Below are 16749 nucleotides of genomic sequence, written 5' to 3'. Positions count from 1 at the left end.
CATAAGTCGGGGGTCGGGTCGCTAGCCGTGGCTTGCGGCAGCAACCCGACCAACGCACGACCAGGGAGCGTTCGCTCCTTGCAGAAAGTAAAGTTTTGAGAGGATAAAATCCTATGGCGATGAATGTTGGGGGCGGTGGCAAGGAGGAGACTCCTCTATCCGACATTAATACAACCCCACTCGTGGACGTGATGCTGGTCCTGCTGATCATTTTTCTGATCGCGGTGCCGGTGGTTATCCAGTCAGTGGAACTTGAACTTCCGGTGCTTCCGTTCGAAGTGACCACGACGAAGCGTGAGAATGTGCTGCTGTCGGTTACAACGACCGATGCTGCAGGACGTGATCCGGGTGATCCAGAATATTCAGGAGCTACTCCCGGCGGTAATTGCCGCGTCTACTGGAACACCACTCCGGTCGATTCCACCGAGTTGGTGACCCGAGCAGTGAAAGCGCTGGAAGACCAGATTGATGCCTTTGGTGGGGTTGAAAACATGACTCCTGAAGATATGCCCGAAGTTCATATCCGCGGAGACATCAACACGCCCTACAAGTGCATCGGCGGCGCAATATACACTATGCAGCGTGCCGGATTTGCGAAAGTAGGCTTTCTGTCCACACCGATTGTCGTCGAATAGTTTCGGCCGGCAACTAGAATTATACAAGGTTAAGGAGACGCACGAATGGCAATGAGTGGCGGAAGAGATGATGGCGAGCCAATGATGGAGATGAACACGACGCCGCTCATCGACGTCTTGTTGGTTCTTCTCATCATGTTCATCATCACAATCCCGGTGCAGACGCACGCGGTCAAAATCGACCTCCCGGTCGCGGATGACAGTCCGCCGCCGGAAGATTTTGTCGATCCGGTCAAAAACCGTCTCGGGATTACGGCAACCAACCAGATAACCTGGAACGACAGCCCGGTAACGCTGAATCAGGTCAAACAATTTCTGGCGCAGACCAAATCTATGGTTCCCGAACCGGAACTGCAGTTCCAGCCCGATCCGCTGAGCGCTTATCTAACCACCGACCGGACGTTGGCGGTAATCAAGACCAGCGGCGTGACCAAATTTGGATTTGTCGGCAACGAATTATACGGTAGCTTTAACAAAGCGAGCCGCAATCCAAACTAGGCCAAACTAGGCTGGCAATATAGAAACAAAAAGGGGCCGCGATAATCTTATCGCGGCCCCTTTTTTATGTTCGACGCCCCAGAAATGTTAAATTGCGGCTTTTGGTCTGCTTGTCTCGGCGCTGCTGAACTGGAGATCCGCCAGCCGCGAATAGAGCCCGTTTTTGGCAATCAGGCTATCATGGTCGCCCTGTTCTACGATCCGGCCCTCATCCATCACGATGATCCGGTCAGCCGATCGTACCGTCGCCAGACGATGGGCGATGACGATGGTTGTGCGATCCTTCATCAAATGGTCCAGCGCGTCCTGCACCAGCTTTTCACTTTCCGCGTCCAGCGCGGATGTAGCTTCGTCAAGCAGCAGGATTGGCGTGTTGCGAAGCAGTGCGCGAGCGATCGAGATGCGCTGGCGCTGGCCGCCTGACAGCCGCGTACCCGCTTCGCCCATGAAACTGTCCAGGCCGTCGGGCAAGGCACGAAGAAATTTCTCGGCGTTGGCGACACGCGCGGCCTCCCATATTTCCTCGTCTGTTGCCTCCCACTTGCCATATCGTAAATTGTCACGCGCCGATGCGGCAAATAACACTGTTTCCTGCGGTACCAGTGCCATGCGTTGCCTGATCTCAGCAGGATCGGCAGAGGGCAGGGCTACGCCGTCAATACGTACCGAGCCGCCTTGCGGATCGTAAAAGCGCTGGGCCAGCTGAAACAGGGTTGATTTACCGGCACCGGATGGTCCTACCACAGCGACGGTTTCACCAGGCGAAACAGTGAGCGAAAAATTACTGAGCGCGTGGACGTCAAGGCGGGTTGGATAGGAAAATGTAACATTGTCGAACGCGATCTTGCCGCGCGAGGGCAACGGCAGGGCGATGGGATTTTCCGGTGCCGCAATGCCCGGTTCCTCGGAGAGCAATTCCGCCAGCCGGCCCGCTGCTCCGGCACCGCGCAGCAGATCGCCATAGACTTCTGTGAGAGCGCCGAAGGCACCCGCTACGAGAGCACCGGTGAGCACAAAGGCGGCAATCGTACCGCCAGATATCGATCCGTTCGAGACGCCTATCGCGCCCCGCCACATCAACATGGTGATGCCGGTGAAAATCAGACCGATAACTATGGCGGTCATCGCTGCGCGCAACCGGATTCTGCGTTTTGCGGTGTCAAAAGTGGCCTCGACAGCACCGCCGAATCGTTCATGCTCGCGCTTTTCCTGACCAAAGGCCTGTACGATCTTCATCGCGCCGAGAGTTTCGGCAACCATAGCGCCGACGTCGGCGACCCGGTCCTGGCTGAAGCGCGACACATTGGTCAGCCTACGGCCGATAAATACAATCGGCAGAATGATCACCGGAATCGCCATCAAAAGTCCGGCGGTCAATGCAGGGGCCAGGGTGAAGAGATAGATGATCCCGCCGATCCCGATGACTATGTTGCGCAGAGCCACGGACACTGTCGTCCCGACCACCTGTTCGATAACCGCGGTATCGGCGGTCATCCGGGATGCAATTTCCGATGGCCGGTTCTCTTCAAAAAAACCCGGGGCGAGCCGCAGCAGATTGCCCTGAACGGCGAGCCGGAGGTCGGCGACTACCCGCTCGCCCAGCCAGCTGACAAAGTAGAATCGGAATGCGGTGGCTATCGCAAGAATCGCGACGATGCCCAGAAGGCCTTGAAAATACGGAGCGATATCGCCGTTGCCAGCCATAAACCCCTTGTCAATAATGGTTTTAAAGCCAGCCGGTATGGCCAGTGTCGCCATCGCGGCGACGAACAGCGACAGCAAGGCAAACACAATTGCTTTGGGATAATGGATGGCGCGATCGAACACCATCCGCAGATTACCGATTTTCTGGAGCCGGGCAGGAGGGGCTTCTTTGTCGCTGGAATTGGTTTTATCGTTCATAGCAAAGCGCGTAGCAGCCCGTTCTATATGTCACAATCACTCGATTGTGCAGTTTCTATGGGAATATACCCGATCAACCAACATGGCGATCAAACGGAAAATACCAAGGGCAGCGATGATTTTGTCCGGATTTCCGGTGGTTTGAGGTTAACCGCATAGTGCTGGCCAAATGCCGAGAGATTGTTAAAAGCATTGGAGGTTCGGGAATAAGCCAACCCGGACGATTCGTGTAATTTTCGATCAAGGATGCTCCTCCCCCCATGAATCAGATTGCTTCCAAAGGTCAGCTACGGATGTCCCTGCTCCGGTGGATATTGTTCATCGTTCCGGTCACCGTGCTGCTCGGTTTTGCATTCAGTCAATTTGCGAATTCGGGTGAAGAAAATCGCTGGTTCCAGTCGTTGATCAAACCGGCGATGCAGCCGCCGGGCTGGGTATTCGGCGCCACCTGGGCGCTGCTATATACAATGATGGGAACCGCCTTCGCCATGGTGCTCCATGCCCGCGGCGCGCCATTGCGTGGCCCTGCAATCATATTGTACCTGGTTCAATATGCACTTAATCTGTTCTGGCCGATCCTGTTCTTCGGCATGCATCAGGTGGCGGCTGCCTTTTGGTTTCTCGTCATCATTTTCCTGCTTGCGCTGGGTACGACGCTGGTTTTCGGGCGAATCCGCAAGGCCGCCGCCTGGTTTATGGTACCTTATCTGGCGTGGCTGTGTTTTGCGGCAGTACTCAACAAGCAGATCGACTGGCTAAATCCGGGAGCGGAAACCCTTGTTGTTCCGGCCGCAAGATCCCAGATATAGGGCACCAGTTACCGGACAATAATTTTTTCGGGCCGCAAGGGCCAGCGACGGAGTTTAATGAAATGCAAAGCCAGAACCGTTTTTTTGACGATCTTTCCAAAGTTTTAAACGGCCTTGCCGGCACGGTCGCCGGTGTCGGACGTGAAGCCGAAGCCAGCGCGCGGGAGCGCGCCAAGGAATGGTTTGGCGGGATGGACTTTGTCTCGCGCGACGAGTTCGAGGCGGTGAAGGAAATGGCAGCCAAGGCACGGGCCGAAGCCGATACGCTGAAGAAGCGTGTTGATGCACTCGAAAAAGGTACCGCCACCTCTGCGAAAAAACCGGCCGCTAAACGTGCCACAGCCCGCAAGGCGGCAGCACCCAAACCGACAGCATCCAAAGCGCGGTCTCCCAAAACCGGTAACTGATCGCTCAGCCTGATCGGCATTCGACCACCGTTCATTATCCACAGCGTTCCCACAATCAATGTGAGGCGAGATGCTTCGTTGCCTTGCCCTGATCCGGCGAGTGGGCCACTACGCTTTCAATTGGAAGGGATCTGGAACCACAATGCTCGACGACCAATGGGAACAGCTTGATCAGGAAGAAGCGCCGCCCGTGGATATGCTTGCGGCCTTTTTCGAGGCGCGCGGCTGGTCGGTGAATCGCGTCGGCGAGGACGAGTTGTCGGTCGAGATCAAGGGCAACTGGACCAGCTATCAGATGCGCGCGATCTGGCGGAACGAGGATCATGTCCTGCAAATCCTGCTGTTGCCGGAGATTCGCGTTCCGGAAGACAAGAAAACCGCTATTTACGAAACGCTCGGTCTGATCAACGAGCAGCTTTGGCTGGGCCATTTTGATCTATGGTCGAACAACAATATATTGCTTTTCCGCCATGCAACCCTGCTTGGTGGCAGCGGTATGCTGGGTCTGGACCAGGCCCAGACGATCGTCGATCTGGCGATTGAAGAGTGGGAGCGCTTTTATCCGGTTTTCCAGTTTGTTTTGTGGAGCGACAAGAGTCCGCAGGATGCAATCGAACATGCCATGGTCGATACGGCCGGTGAAGCCTGACAATCTGACGGGATCCTATCCGGGCGATCAATTCCTCGCCTTGTCCTGGCTCAGGCGTTGTCCCCGCGCAAATCAAATACCATCTTGCAGTCGCTTGCGGGGATCAGGCCTTCCAGAACATGCCAGAAACCGGTCACCGATTCCTGTCCCGCCGAAACATAGGCGGAAGAAAGTTTTTGACGCAGCTGTCGAAACAGCTCCGCTTCCAGGCCAGCACCTTTCTCGGTCAGGCGCAGCAATTTCTGCCGTCGATCGCCAACGCCGGGCGATGTGAGGATGAAATCCCGGTCCTGCAGTTCCTTCAGAACCCGTCCAAGCGATTGTTTGGTGATTGCCAATAATTTGAGCAGTTCACCGACGGTCAGATCGGGCTGCCGGGCAATGAAATATAAGGCCCGGTGATGCGCACGCCCGAGCCCCTGTTTGGCAAGTTCCTGATCAATCGCATTGGTAAGCCTGGTATAGCCGAAATAGAGTAGCTCGATGCCGCGACGGATTTCATCCTCGCGCAGAAAAAGCGGAGAAGCTCCGGGAGAAGTGGCAGGGCGAGATACGTCAGTCATGTTGACGTATCTTGACAGGCTGATTAGAGGATTGCAAGATAATTGGATTATGCTTCCATTTCTTCCAATGGTTGGCATGGTTCACAGCGAAAGCGGCAGCATATGGCGGATAAAACAAGCCTCGAATTTAGACTGGAGCCCTGCGCTACGCCGGTGCATGCCAGCGAGCGGACCAGACTGTTGGAAAACCCCGGTTTCGGCACATTGTTCACCGATCATATGGCGATGATCCGCTATACAGAGGCCGAAGGGTGGCACGACGCCCGGATCGCCAAGCGCGAACCGATATTGATGGATCCCGCGTCCTCGGTGCTGCATTATGCCCAGGAAATATTCGAGGGCATTAAGGCCTATCGGCTGGCCGATGGCGCAACCGCGCTGTTTCGTCCCGAAGAAAATGCGAAACGGTTCCAGGCTTCTGCAAGGCGAATGGCGATGCCGGAATTGCCGCAACAGCTTTTCCTCGATTCGGTCGAGGCGCTGGTTGATATCGACCGCGAATGGTTTCCTTCGGTCGAAGGCGGCTCGCTTTATCTGCGTCCATTCATGTTCGCGAGCGAAGTGTTTCTCGGCGTCCGCCCGGCCAAGGAGTACCTCTATCTGGTGATCGCCTCCCCGGCTGGCGGCTATTTCAAAAGCGGTGCTTCGGCGATCAGCATCTGGGTATCTGAACATTATAGCCGCGCAGCACCCGGCGGCACCGGCGCGGCCAAATGCGGCGGCAACTATGCCGGCAGTCTGATCGCGCAAGCCGAAGCAATCGAGAAGAAATGTGATCAGGTCGTTTTCCTCGATGCGGCGGAACACAAGTGGGTCGAAGAACTCGGCGGAATGAATCTGTTTTTCGTCATGGACGATGGCAAGCTGATCACACCGCCATTGAGCGGAACAATCCTGCCCGGCATTACCCGCGATTCGATCATGACGCTGGCTCGTGAAGAGGGCCTGACGGTTGCAGAAGAATCCTATGCCATCGACCAGTGGGAAGCCGACGCAGCCAGTGGCAAGCTGATCGAAACCTTCGCTTGCGGTACGGCAGCTGTGGTCACGGCCGTTGGCACGGTCCGTTCGAGCGGAGGTGAATTCACTATCGGCGGTGGAGGTCCCGGCCAGTTAACGGAAAAATTGCGGCGGCGATTGGTCGATATCCAGCGTGGTATCGCGCCGGATGATCACGGCTGGGTTAAAAGGCTGTTCTAGACTTAGATATAACTGGCTCTTGCTCCTTGCAGGCAAACTGGATAATAGGCCCGTTCACAAGCACAACCGGGCAACAATCGGTCCGTCGCTATTGGGGTGTCGCCAAGTGGTAAGGCAGCGGCTTTTGATGCCGCCATGCGCAGGTTCGAATCCTGCCACCCCAACCAGTTTTCACAGCAATAGAGGGATCAGGCGGAACTTTCCTCCGGCTTCCGAATCCTTCGCGAGCAGCGCAAGACTGTCGCAGCCTCTCCTTACTGCTGTCTGAAAAGCTAATATGTAAATGGTTGTAAATACGTGCCTGTAATTCTGGTCAAGCCCCTTTAATTGGTAGTAAAACGCAAACCATAACGTCACCTGAAAAAGAGGTGTTCGCGGCATCAATGCCGGGGGACTACCGGGAGAATAGAAATGCGTATTGCGATAGCCGATGATGATCCGGAAATAATCGAGTTTCTGGGTAGAATAATCGAAGGACAGGGATACGTCTATTCGGGCTATGCGGACGGTACGGCTCTCACCAATGCCTTGCTGCGCGACACGTTTGACCTGGTAATCCTCGACTGGAATATGCCCGGCAAGACCGGTATGGAGATTTTGGAATGGATGGGCAGCGCGGTCGACGACTGCCCGCCAGTGATGATGATGACCAGCCGGACAGCCAAGCAGGACGTCAGTGACGCGCTTAACGCCGGGGCCGATGACTATATCACCAAGCCGGAAGACAAGAATGTCATTGCCGCGCGCATAAATGCGCTGCTGCGCAGAAATAGCGGTGCATCGGCAATGGAACCGACGGCTGAATATGGCGATTATTTGCTCAATCGCATCGAACAGACGGTTAGGCATGGAGAGAAGGAAGTCGCTCTGACTGCGAAAGAGTTCGAACTTGCTGATCTGATGTTCCGCAATCGCGACCGGACCCTGTCACGGCGATATATCATGGAAACAGTCTGGCGCACCAACGCCCATCTCGCCACCCGTACACTCGACATGCATGTTTCGAGAATTCGTTCCAAACTGGCACTGAAACCCGAAAACGGGTTTCGGATTTTCACGGTTTTCGGCTATGGCTACAGATTGGAGACGCTTGGCAACGGAGGGTGATGGTGTTTGGAGATTTGCGGAATTTGATTCCACCACCGGGCCTTCGCTTTTTTGCCAGCTTTCTGATTTTTGCGTTCGCCTTAGCGCCCCATGAAACCGCCGCTCAAAAAAGTCCCGAAAGCGAGCAAATCGCTTATGTTTTCAAGCGTGGAGACACACTGTTTGACCTGGCGAACAAATATCTTCGCAAGCGGTCGGACTATTTAGCGGTACAGCGACTCAATCGCATCCCCAATCCTCGCCGGATCCCGGTCGGAAAATCCCTTCTTATCCCTGTTAATCTGCTGAAATATCGTCCGAGCGAGGCCAGCCTGAGCGCTTTTCGAGGGGATATTTCGATTGCGACTGGTGGCCGGAATCTGACACCCATCCAAGGGCTTAACGTCGGCGAAGGCAGCCGTATAACGACCGCCGCGCGGAGCTTCCTAACGCTGCAACTGGAAGATGGATCGCGGGTTTCCCTGCCGTCCAACAGCCACGTCAGAATAACCCGTCTTCGCCACATTTTGCTGACCGATAGCGTCGATTATGAAATTGCCGTCGACAAAGGACGCATCCGGTCGAAAGTTGCGCCGCTGCAAAAGAAAGCTGATCGCTATCGCGTCCGGACTCCGGTTGCGGTCTCCGCCGTTCGCGGCACTGACTATCGCACCAGAGTAGATGAGATATCGGGGACAGTCTTTTCCGAAACGGTAGAGGGTGAAGTCGTCGTGGCGGCCGGGGAAAGCCTGAGTAGCGGAAATTTGATCTCTATTCCTGCTGGTACTGGCGCGGCGGCGACGGTGACCGGAGCGATTGCCAAGGCGGAATTGCTGACACCGCCGGAGCTTCTGGATCCTGCAAAAATACAGTCGGAAGCGGATTTGCGGTTTGTCATTGCACCGCGCGACACGGCGATCGCTCATCGCATAGCCATTGCATCGGATGCCGGCTTCGTAGATATTGTGGCAGAATCGCAAGTACAGGGAACGGTGATCGACCTAGAAGCGATTCCCAACGGACGATATTTTGCGAAGGTGACCGCTCTGGCGGCCGACGGTTTCGAAGGCATGCCGGCGACCTATAGCTTCAAGCGTCAGCTCAGCACGTTGGGCGGCAGCGCGGATGCTGGCGATTTCGGTTATCGATTTAAATGGTTCGGCGAAGGCGAGGGGAAGAGATTCTACCGGCTCCAGATTCTCAAAGACAGCAAAACCGCTATTCCGATCATCGACGAAACAGCGCTCTCGACCGACACTGTCACTTTGTCGGACCTCCCGGACGGGGAATATTACTGGCGGGTGGGCGTGATCCAGTTTTCCAGTGATCCGGAAGACCGGGAAGCAATCGAAAAGTGGACCGATTTCGAAAAATTGACCGTGGCCAACTAACTGCCTGGGCCCGGCTCTTGACCGATTTTCTGCGGAGGCACGATCACCGATGAGACTGCGCCGACGACTCGGCATGGAATGGCTGGCCGTGGCTTTGCTGGCATCTTGTGTGGTTGCGGCTCTGGCCTATTGGGACAGTCTCACGCGTCTCGACAATCTGGTCTATGATCAGTTGTCTGCGATTGATCGACCAGAGCCGTCACCCGAAATTCTGATTGTCAAAATAGACGAGGATAGCCTTGCAGCTTTCGGGAAATGGCCTTGGCGTCGGCTGCGCCATGCCGAACTGTTCGATCAACTGGCCAAGGGTAATCCAAAGGCGATTGGTTTCGATATTCTTCTCAGCGAACCCGGGGATCCTAAAGACGACGCGCAGTTGGCGCGGTCGATCGCTGGCAATGCAAATCTGTTTCTGCCGCTACATTTCGTTTTTCCGGGCAGCAATGGTGCCGAGTATGATGTCAAACAGCCGATTGCCGCCTTTCGCGACGCCGCCGCCGGACTTGGTCATGTGAATCTGGTATCCGATACGGATGGAGTTGTTCGCCGTGCAGCTCTGTGCTTTGGTGACAAGGTTTCGGGACAAGAATGGCCTCATCTGATCGAGCAACTCTATCGGTCAATCAAAGGCAATTCTTCCTCAGCCTATGATAGATTGCAAGATTGCGAACAGAACCTGCTGATGCCGTTTGCACAGCGCGGCGGATATACATCCATCTCCTATTCCGCGTTGGCGGGCGGTCAAGTTCCCGTCACTTTCCTGCGGGGCAAGATCATTCTGATTGGCGCGACGGCCAGCGGTTTGGGAGATCAATATCCGGTGCCGCTCGGCGATGGTGCGACGCTCGCCGGGGTTGAAATCATGGCTAATCTGTTTGGTGCGATCGCGCGGGATGATTTCATCGTCCCCCTCTCGTTCTGGCAGCAAGTGTCACTATCGCTGCTTCCGACCTGGATACTGCTGATCGGTTTCTGGCGTTGGCGACCAAGAACCACCATCATGGTCTCGTTCGGCCTGATATTGGCGATTCTGCTCGTCAGTGTGATCCTGATGCAATTCAGACTCTGGTTTGCGCCCGCTACGGCCCTTCTGGGTGTAGTTATGGTTTACCCGATCTGGGGATGGCGACGGTTGCAGGCGACGAGTGACTTCATGGACAGCGAGCTACAAAATTTTCAGCGATCAAAAATCGATATCCCGATCATGCACGGTGATTTTGGGCCAGTCGATGTCATCACCGGTCAAGCCGAGAAGCTTACCCATGCGATTTCCCACGTTCGCGATTTGCGGCGGTTCATCAATGATGCGCTTAGTAATCTCCCCGATCCGATGTTCATCACCGATCTCGATGGCAAGGTCAAATTCGTCAACCGGCTGGCGCAGGCCGGAATGGAAGACGGCGCACAGGATCTTGCACTCGATGACATGGTAAACCGATTTGTTTCGCCCGCTGATCGGCAGGGAGTGAAGGATTATCTCGATCTCAAGAATCGGCCGACAAAACATGATTATGTCGATTTCACTTCCCTGCACGGAGAAATTTTCGCGATGCGCCGCGCGCCGGTCATGTCGGATGACGGGGTGTTGAAAGGCCATATCCATTATCTCGCGGACATCACGGAAGTCGCCCATGCCGCACAGCAGCGGGAAGAGGTGCTGCAACTGCTATCCCACGACATGCGCGCGCCGCAGGCGGCGATTCTGGCTCTGTTGGACGGAAACAAGCGAGACGAAACCACAAACCGGATCGAAGGCCATGCACGGCGAACATTGGCGTTGGCGGACAATTTTGTCGGACTGGCGCGCCTTGATTCCAGTGAATTTGAAGGTGAAGACATCTTGCTCGCGGAACTGGTCGCCGAAGCCAATGACAATCTGTGGCCGCTCAGTAACGCGCGGGCGATCGTCTGCGAACTGGATGATCAGTCCGATGGTGCTTTTGTAAGCGGGGAGCCATCCAGCCTCTATCGGTCGTTCGTCAACCTGATTGACAACGCGATCAAATATAGCCCGGATGGCGGTCGGGTGGACATCTCCATAAGGGTCACCGAGCTGGATCGACAACCCCATGTGTCGGTGGCAATTGCTGATCAGGGACCAGGAATGTCTGACGAGATGCTGGACCAGCTTTTCAACCGTTTTGCCAGCGATGACCGCGAAGCGCATTCATCAATTAAGGGGGCGGGGCTGGGATTGAACTTTGTCGCCAAGGTTGTGGAACGGCACGGCGGTCAAATCAGGGGGGAAAATCATCGAACTGGCGGTGCTTGTTTTACCGTGATTTTGCCCTTGGCTCCAGAGATCGAGGATCACGCCGGATGATTCATTCAATGCCTTGACGGATACGGGTTTCGCTGCGCGGGGCTGCGCTCTCATCACTGTCCAGTCCGGACAACGCGGAATCAATCAGGAAAGGCATAGACTGCGCGATTGTGCCTTTGCAGTGATATTCTGCGGCGCTGCCAGTGTATAATTGTGTGCCGCGCGCCTGATCGAAAAGACTGATGGTCAATCGATGCTCCTGATCCTTGCACGATTGGAACCGCTTCTGAGATTTGGCAGTGGCAATCGATTGCACGGCATTTTTAACGCCAGAATCGATTGCGATATCTGCTGGCCGGGAGGACAGCGCAACGTGCACCAGTATCGATGCATCCGGAGAGGACTGATATCCCTTCCTCGTCAATGAGCGGGCGACCAGATCGCTGGCAAGCACCAGATCGCGGTTTTCCACAGCATCGTTTGCGGACAACGCAAATTGTTTCAGTTCAGCCGCCGCGGTTACCTGATGCGTCTGGACACGCGTTTCAACTGGCCCGGCGCAAGCAGATACCGTCATTGCGCCAGCCAATATCCACAGGAGTGATCGGGTCATCGCGTTCTCCAGCCGAATTCTTGCCAGCCCTTTTGATAGTCTGCCGGGTCGATAAAGTCACGATAATTGGCGTTGATCGAGGGGGACTATCGGGTCAGTGCGTAATAAATCACATAGAGCCAGGAGAAGAAACCGTGGATGACTGCCCACAAAATAGACTTGTGCGTGGTGAAGCTGATGGCGATGGCAAGAGCGCTGCCAAATCCCACACCTTTGCTGACGATTTCCTTGCGGACAATTGTGGCTCTGCTTGTCATCGGTGATTCTCCAGGCGCATAATCTTCGGGGCGCATGCGTTCGGTTCGTGCCTTCTCGACCATGATCAGGCGGCTTCCCGCGCGCGGTCGGACAGTTCCTGGTTGAGCATTTCTGCCAACAAGAAAGCGAGTTCCAGTGACTGTGCGGCGTTGAGGCGCGGGTCGCAGTGGGTGTGATAGCGATCGCCGAGAGATGCGTCGGTTACCGCCACGGCACCGCCGGTGCATTCGGTGACGTTCTGCCCGGTCATTTCGCAATGAATGCCCCCGGCAAATGTGCCTTCTGCACGGTGGACGGCGAAAAAGCCCCGCACTTCGGTAAGGATACGGTCAAATGGCCGGGTCTTGTAACCGCTGTCCGCCTTGATGACATTGCCGTGCATCGGATCGCATGACCAGACAACCGGATGGCCTTCGCGTTTGACAGCCCGGACAAGCGGCGCCAGTCCGCTTTCGACTTTATCATGACCAAAACGGGTGATCAGGGTGATCCGGCCGACCTCGCGCGCCGGATTGAGCGTATCAAGCATTTTCAAAAGGGCATCTGGTGTCAGTGACGGACCGCATTTCATGCCGATCGGATTGCCGATACCGCGCAGAAACTCGACATGCGCCGAACCCTCGAAACGGGTCCGATCGCCAATCCAGAGGAAATGCGCGCTGGTATCATACCAGTCACCGGTCAAGCTATCCTCCCGGGTGAGGCATTGTTCATAGGGCAGCAACAGCGCTTCATGACTGGTGTAAAAGGACGTGGCCTTCAATTGCGGCGCTGTGTCGGGATTGATGCCGCAGGCTTCCATGAAGGCCAGCGCTTCGCCAATCCGGTCGGCTGTTTCTTCGAATTTTTTTGCCCACGGGCTGCGCGCCATGAAATCATGGGTCCAGCCGTGAACCTGCTTGAGGTTAGCGTAGCCGCCGGTCGAAAAGGCCCGTAGCAGGTTGAGGGTTGCGGCGGCCTGATTATAGGCGCGGACCATCCGGTCGGGATCGGGGTCACGGCGGCTGCTATCAAATTCGATACCGTTTATGATATCCCCGCGATAGCTCGGCAATTCGACGCCATCCTGCACTTCAACATCGGAAGAGCGCGGTTTGGCAAACTGGCCAGCCATGCGGCCGACTTTAACGATCGGCAGCTTTGATGCATAAGTGAGCACCACTGCCATCTGGAGGATGACGCGAAATGTGTCGCGGATATTGTTCGGGTGAAATTCCGCAAAACTTTCGGCGCAATCGCCGCCCTGCAGCAGGAATGCCTTGCCAGCGGCCACTTCGGCCAGATCCTGTTTCAGGCTGCGCGCTTCGCCGGCAAAGACCAGTGGGGGGTAACTGCCTAGCAGCTCCTCTGTTTCCGCCAGTTTGGCGGCGTCAGGATAGCTGGGCATGTGCAGCCCTTCAAAATCCCGCCAGCTATTTGCCGTCCAATTCGTCGCCATCAGCGCGCTCCGTTTCGTTTCGTATAAAATCGAGAGCCTTTAGGCGGGAGTCAAGAGCGAAGGCAAGGGAAACTCGTTGTTGGTTGCGAGCGAAACTATCGGAAAACCGACCGCTCTGGCCTAGCTTCCGGGCTTGTTCTTCCAGCTGCCGCTGTTGCGGAACTCGGGCTTGATCTGGCTGACGTCGGGAAGCTTTTGTCCGGCGAAGGCACTGTCACCCCCCTTGGCTTTTGCTTCCCTGCTGTAATTGGGTGCCTGATAGGTTCGCGGAGCGTTTACATCTGCAGCCGGAGCGGGCCGATCATGGCGGCGTGCGTTGTCGGCTGCCAATGCAGCCATTTTCTCGGACTGGGCGGCTTCGGCCTCGGCTTTGCGCCGGCCCGATTCATAGGCTTGTTCCAGCGCAATCGGATCGAGAGAGGAAGCCGCGCTATTGTCGTAGGTCGCATCATGGCGGCGTGGTTTCGGCGCCGGCAACGGTTCGCCGCCGCGATATCTCTGGCTAAAGGCACTGGCCTTGCCAGCATTGCCTTTCCAGCTGTAGAATCGATGCGCGCCGACCGTCCCGAGAAACCGCAAGCTTGGAGCCCAATAGGGATAGACATAGGTTGCATGATAATGGGTAGCGGTACCGACAGTGGTAAAGCTCGTGCCTGCCAGTGCTTCAACCGCGACCTTTTTGGCGCGCTCCCAATGAAAACGTGCAGGTTTGCGGCGCAACGAACCGTCGCATGTATAGGTAAACTGGCAACCCGTTCTCCGCTCGCTGCCCTGATAAACGACGCCACACACCGTGCCCGGATAGCTCGGATGGCGGACGCGGTTCAATATGACCTGCGCAACCCCGCGCTGACCGGCGTCCGGTTCCATCCCGGCTTCGTAGTAGATCGCCTGGGTCAAACAGTGCAGCGCCCGGCTATCGTCGATCGCGGAACCACGGAAAGCGGTTGGCCGGATGTGATGCGCCGCGGACGCCCGATCACGATCATTTTGGTCCATGTCCGACATGCCGTTGATCGAACCGGTTCCCGGTTCCGCGAACGGATCGATGCCGATTCCGCGATAATTTTGCGGGATCGCGTAATCGGTATCGATGAAATAAAAGGCCGAACCGGCAAAATTATCTTCGGCCCTTTCGACCGATTGCAATCCTGGATCACCGGGGTTGAATCGCTGCGCATCGACGCTGGCTTGCGGCATGGTTGTCGGAATAAGGATCAGCCCGATCAGAATAAACGCGGTCAATATCCGTTCGCGAAGGGTCAGTCTCAGTAAGAATTGGCGATGTGCCGGACCTGATGAGGCGTTTATAAATTTCGCAGGCTCGGTCGTTTCTGTGGCGACTGACTTCTTGCCAATCGTGGTTAACGCGCCCGCAGCGCAGTTACCTTGTCCGTAATCGGGAATATGACCGCTAAGTTGCGGGACATAGGGTGGAGGAACGCGCACAGATTCTCAAATTACCTGATTAGGCCCTGTCGGGCGGATCACGCGGGATATAGTCGATTTTTATCAACTTCGCGCGGAGCAAAAACACGCTGTTCCATCGCGGGACGCGGTTTGGAGACAAATTAACTGGTTAACGCGGCTCGCCGTTCCCGCATATTCACCAGATATTGGGCAACCATATATCCAATCATGCCGAAGATTATGCCGCCGAAGGACGGACCCATCACAATCCCGTCGAGCCCGTAATATTCGCGGCCGAGCCACAGAAAAGGGACAAGCCCGAGCGTGTTGCGCAGCCAGTTCATGAGCGTCGACCAAGCTGGCCGACCGAGATTGTTGCAGGCGGCGTTACCGATGAACAGCATGCCGTTGAAGAAGAAAAGGGGAGTCAGCAAAGCGGCAAATAGCCAGAACACATGGCGTCCTTCGCCGGCAAGCTGGAATGCGTCGCTGATCGGATCGCTCAGGAGGTACAGGATCGGCCAGATGACGAGAGTGTAAGCTAACGCGAACAAGGTCGCCTGCTTGATGGTTATGCGAATTCGGTCAAATTTCAGTGCGCCGAAATTCTGGCCGATGATCGGTCCTACGGCGCCGGAAAGCGAGAACAGCAGGCAAAAGGCTACCGGCACGACCCTGCCGACGACCGCAAATCCGGCGATCACATCATCGGAATAGTCGGCGATGAACCGGTAGGAAATGAATCCGCCGATCGGAGTGGCAATATTGGTCAGGATTGCGGGGATCAGGATCCTCATGATCGGGTACATATCTTCCCGAAAATGGGGTAGGGCAAAGCGATTGAAACCGCCGTAGCGCTTGACGACCGGCAAAATTGCAAACATCGCCGAAACAACGGCTGCGCAAGCGCTGGCAACCGCCGCACCCTGCATGCCCCAGTCGAAACCGAAGATGAAAATCGGGTCGAGAATGGCATTGGTGATGCCCATGCTGAGCGTGACGTTCATTGCAAGCCGCGCCGCACCGTGGGCGCGCAGGAAGCCGGAGCAGACCATGGCAACGACGCTGAAAGGCATGAACGGGGCGAAGATACGGATATAATCAGTGGCTGCACGATTGGCTGCCCCGTCGGCGCCGGCCAGTTCCAGAATGTCGGGTGCAAAAACGAAAAACAACAAAGCCAGTGGCACGATCAGCATCAGGCTGAGCACCAGAATATTGGTCAGATAGCGCCCCGCCTGCTCGGGATCGCCCTGGCCGATATGGCGGGCGGCAAGCGCGCTGGTGGCGATCATCAGACCGATATGGAACGCTGTGCCGAAAAACAGAACGGTGGCGGCAAAACCCATGGCCGCGGTCAGCGCGCTGTCGCCGAGCTGCGCGATGTAGAGCAGATCGACAAAGTCGACAATGAACATCGTCAACAGGCCGATGCTGGCGGTCAGGGACATCGTGGCGATATGCCGTAACGGGCTGCCGGTCAGGAATATGGCGGGTTGTGTCGCGACTTTTTCTGTTCCACTGCAAATCGCCTGGCCGAAACTGGCAATGGCGGAAGAGATTTTTTGCCCTATAGCCTTTTGCCAACGGGTCAATTCATCTCTAATGAAAAATGATCTTTGGAGGG

At 55.9% G+C, this 16749-nt stretch carries 16 protein-coding genes and 1 tRNA gene; 10 read left to right on the top strand and 7 right to left on the bottom strand.

The features are described from left to right. Positions 1-113: 113 nt before the first annotated feature. Both WBM93_RS13645 and WBM93_RS13640 read left to right on the top strand, forming a co-directional pair. Complete coding sequence (locus WBM93_RS13645; protein ID WP_424432412.1) at positions 114-635, top strand: ExbD/TolR family protein; 522 nt, start codon at positions 114-116, stop codon at positions 633-635. A 45-nt stretch (positions 636-680) separates the two neighbouring features. Next, positions 681-1133, top strand: coding sequence for an ExbD/TolR family protein (locus WBM93_RS13640; protein ID WP_424432411.1), 453 nt, complete (start codon positions 681-683; stop codon positions 1131-1133). 87 nt (positions 1134-1220) lie between these two features. Here the strand turns inward: WBM93_RS13640 and WBM93_RS13635 are convergent, their stop codons facing one another. Then, complete coding sequence (locus WBM93_RS13635; RefSeq protein ID WP_424432410.1) at positions 1221-3035, bottom strand: ABC transporter transmembrane domain-containing protein; 1815 nt, start codon at positions 3033-3035, stop codon at positions 1221-1223. A gap of 260 nt (positions 3036-3295) precedes the next feature. On the opposite strand from WBM93_RS13635, the gene WBM93_RS13630 reads away from it, so the two are divergent. The 3 genes from WBM93_RS13630 (at position 3296) to WBM93_RS13620 (ending at position 4900) form a co-directional block, all read left to right on the top strand. After that, the gene (locus WBM93_RS13630; RefSeq protein ID WP_424432409.1) at positions 3296-3844 is read left to right on the top strand and encodes a TspO/MBR family protein; all 549 of its coding nucleotides are present in this window, start codon (positions 3296-3298) and stop codon (positions 3842-3844) included. A 62-nt stretch (positions 3845-3906) separates the two neighbouring features. Beyond that, positions 3907-4251: an accessory factor UbiK family protein gene (locus WBM93_RS13625; protein WP_424432408.1), complete on the top strand. Its 345-nt coding sequence runs from the start codon at positions 3907-3909 to the stop codon at positions 4249-4251. Positions 4252-4393: 142 nt separating this feature from the next. Then, positions 4394-4900, top strand: coding sequence for a YbjN domain-containing protein (locus WBM93_RS13620; protein WP_424432407.1), 507 nt, complete (start codon positions 4394-4396; stop codon positions 4898-4900). Positions 4901-4950: 50 nt separating this feature from the next. Here WBM93_RS13620 and WBM93_RS13615 read toward each other — a convergent pair whose 3' ends face one another. Next, complete coding sequence (locus tag WBM93_RS13615) at positions 4951-5463, bottom strand: MarR family winged helix-turn-helix transcriptional regulator (RefSeq protein ID WP_424432406.1); 513 nt, start codon at positions 5461-5463, stop codon at positions 4951-4953. Positions 5464-5565: 102 nt separating this feature from the next. Here WBM93_RS13615 and WBM93_RS13610 point away from each other — a divergent pair, with 102 nt between their 5' ends. From WBM93_RS13610 to WBM93_RS13590, 5 genes are all read left to right on the top strand, one after another. Continuing rightward, positions 5566-6663: a branched-chain amino acid aminotransferase gene (locus WBM93_RS13610; protein WP_424432405.1), complete on the top strand. Its 1098-nt coding sequence runs from the start codon at positions 5566-5568 to the stop codon at positions 6661-6663. Between the two features lie 92 nt (positions 6664-6755). Continuing rightward, positions 6756-6830, top strand: a tRNA-Gln gene (locus WBM93_RS13605). Between the two features lie 244 nt (positions 6831-7074). Next, positions 7075-7770 (top strand): response regulator transcription factor, encoded by a 696-nt coding sequence (locus tag WBM93_RS13600; protein WP_424432404.1) that lies wholly within the window; start codon positions 7075-7077, stop codon positions 7768-7770. A 23-nt stretch (positions 7771-7793) separates the two neighbouring features. Continuing rightward, a complete protein-coding gene (locus WBM93_RS13595) occupies positions 7794-9140 on the top strand; it encodes a FecR domain-containing protein (protein WP_424432403.1) in 1347 nt (448 codons plus the stop codon). Between the two features lie 49 nt (positions 9141-9189). After that, positions 9190-11463 carry a CHASE2 domain-containing protein gene (locus WBM93_RS13590; protein WP_424432402.1) on the top strand — a complete coding sequence of 758 codons (2274 nt, stop codon included), beginning with the start codon at positions 9190-9192 and terminating at the stop codon, positions 11461-11463. A gap of 1 nt (position 11464) precedes the next feature. On the opposite strand, the gene WBM93_RS13585 is transcribed toward WBM93_RS13590, so the two are convergent. The 5 genes from WBM93_RS13585 to WBM93_RS13565 all read right to left on the bottom strand — a co-directional run bounded on the left by WBM93_RS13585 (position 11465) and on the right by WBM93_RS13565 (position 16717). Then, positions 11465-12016, bottom strand: a complete 552-nt coding sequence (locus WBM93_RS13585) for a hypothetical protein (RefSeq protein WP_424432401.1) — start codon at positions 12014-12016, stop codon at positions 11465-11467. An 86-nt stretch (positions 12017-12102) separates the two neighbouring features. After that, on the bottom strand, positions 12103-12273 hold the full coding sequence (locus tag WBM93_RS13580) for a hypothetical protein (RefSeq protein ID WP_424432400.1): 171 nt from the start codon (positions 12271-12273) through the stop codon (positions 12103-12105). A gap of 65 nt (positions 12274-12338) precedes the next feature. Then, entirely contained in the window at positions 12339-13712 is a 1374-nt protein-coding gene (locus WBM93_RS13575) for a class II 3-deoxy-7-phosphoheptulonate synthase (RefSeq protein ID WP_424432399.1), read from the bottom strand. A gap of 120 nt (positions 13713-13832) precedes the next feature. Then, complete coding sequence (locus tag WBM93_RS13570) at positions 13833-14957, bottom strand: cell wall hydrolase (RefSeq protein ID WP_424432398.1); 1125 nt, start codon at positions 14955-14957, stop codon at positions 13833-13835. Positions 14958-15283: 326 nt separating this feature from the next. Next, the gene (locus tag WBM93_RS13565; protein ID WP_424432397.1) at positions 15284-16717 is read right to left on the bottom strand and encodes an MATE family efflux transporter; all 1434 of its coding nucleotides are present in this window, start codon (positions 16715-16717) and stop codon (positions 15284-15286) included. Positions 16718-16749: the final 32 nt, after the last annotated feature.

Source organism: Parasphingorhabdus sp., assembly GCF_049667325.1.
Classification (GTDB): domain Bacteria; phylum Pseudomonadota; class Alphaproteobacteria; order Sphingomonadales; family Sphingomonadaceae; genus Parasphingorhabdus.
The sequence above is the reverse complement of the archived record's forward strand: the minus strand, read 5'-3'. Positions and strand labels throughout refer to the sequence as shown.

Coding starts and splice junctions, on each gene's coding strand:
- WBM93_RS13635 (WP_424432410.1), bottom strand. CDS start 3,035: ATGAACGATAAAACCAATTCCAGCGACAAAGAAGCCCCTCCTGCCCGG.
- WBM93_RS13645 (WP_424432412.1), top strand. CDS start 114: ATGGCGATGAATGTTGGGGGCGGTGGCAAGGAGGAGACTCCTCTATCC.
- WBM93_RS13625 (WP_424432408.1), top strand. CDS start 3,907: ATGCAAAGCCAGAACCGTTTTTTTGACGATCTTTCCAAAGTTTTAAAC.
- WBM93_RS13615 (WP_424432406.1), bottom strand. CDS start 5,463: ATGACTGACGTATCTCGCCCTGCCACTTCTCCCGGAGCTTCTCCGCTT.
- WBM93_RS13575 (WP_424432399.1), bottom strand. CDS start 13,712: ATGGCGACGAATTGGACGGCAAATAGCTGGCGGGATTTTGAAGGGCTG.
- WBM93_RS13640 (WP_424432411.1), top strand. CDS start 681: ATGGCAATGAGTGGCGGAAGAGATGATGGCGAGCCAATGATGGAGATG.
- WBM93_RS13630 (WP_424432409.1), top strand. CDS start 3,296: ATGAATCAGATTGCTTCCAAAGGTCAGCTACGGATGTCCCTGCTCCGG.
- WBM93_RS13620 (WP_424432407.1), top strand. CDS start 4,394: ATGCTCGACGACCAATGGGAACAGCTTGATCAGGAAGAAGCGCCGCCC.
- WBM93_RS13585 (WP_424432401.1), bottom strand. CDS start 12,016: ATGACCCGATCACTCCTGTGGATATTGGCTGGCGCAATGACGGTATCT.
- WBM93_RS13600 (WP_424432404.1), top strand. CDS start 7,075: ATGCGTATTGCGATAGCCGATGATGATCCGGAAATAATCGAGTTTCTG.
- WBM93_RS13580 (WP_424432400.1), bottom strand. CDS start 12,273: ATGACAAGCAGAGCCACAATTGTCCGCAAGGAAATCGTCAGCAAAGGT.
- WBM93_RS13610 (WP_424432405.1), top strand. CDS start 5,566: ATGGCGGATAAAACAAGCCTCGAATTTAGACTGGAGCCCTGCGCTACG.
- WBM93_RS13590 (WP_424432402.1), top strand. CDS start 9,190: ATGAGACTGCGCCGACGACTCGGCATGGAATGGCTGGCCGTGGCTTTG.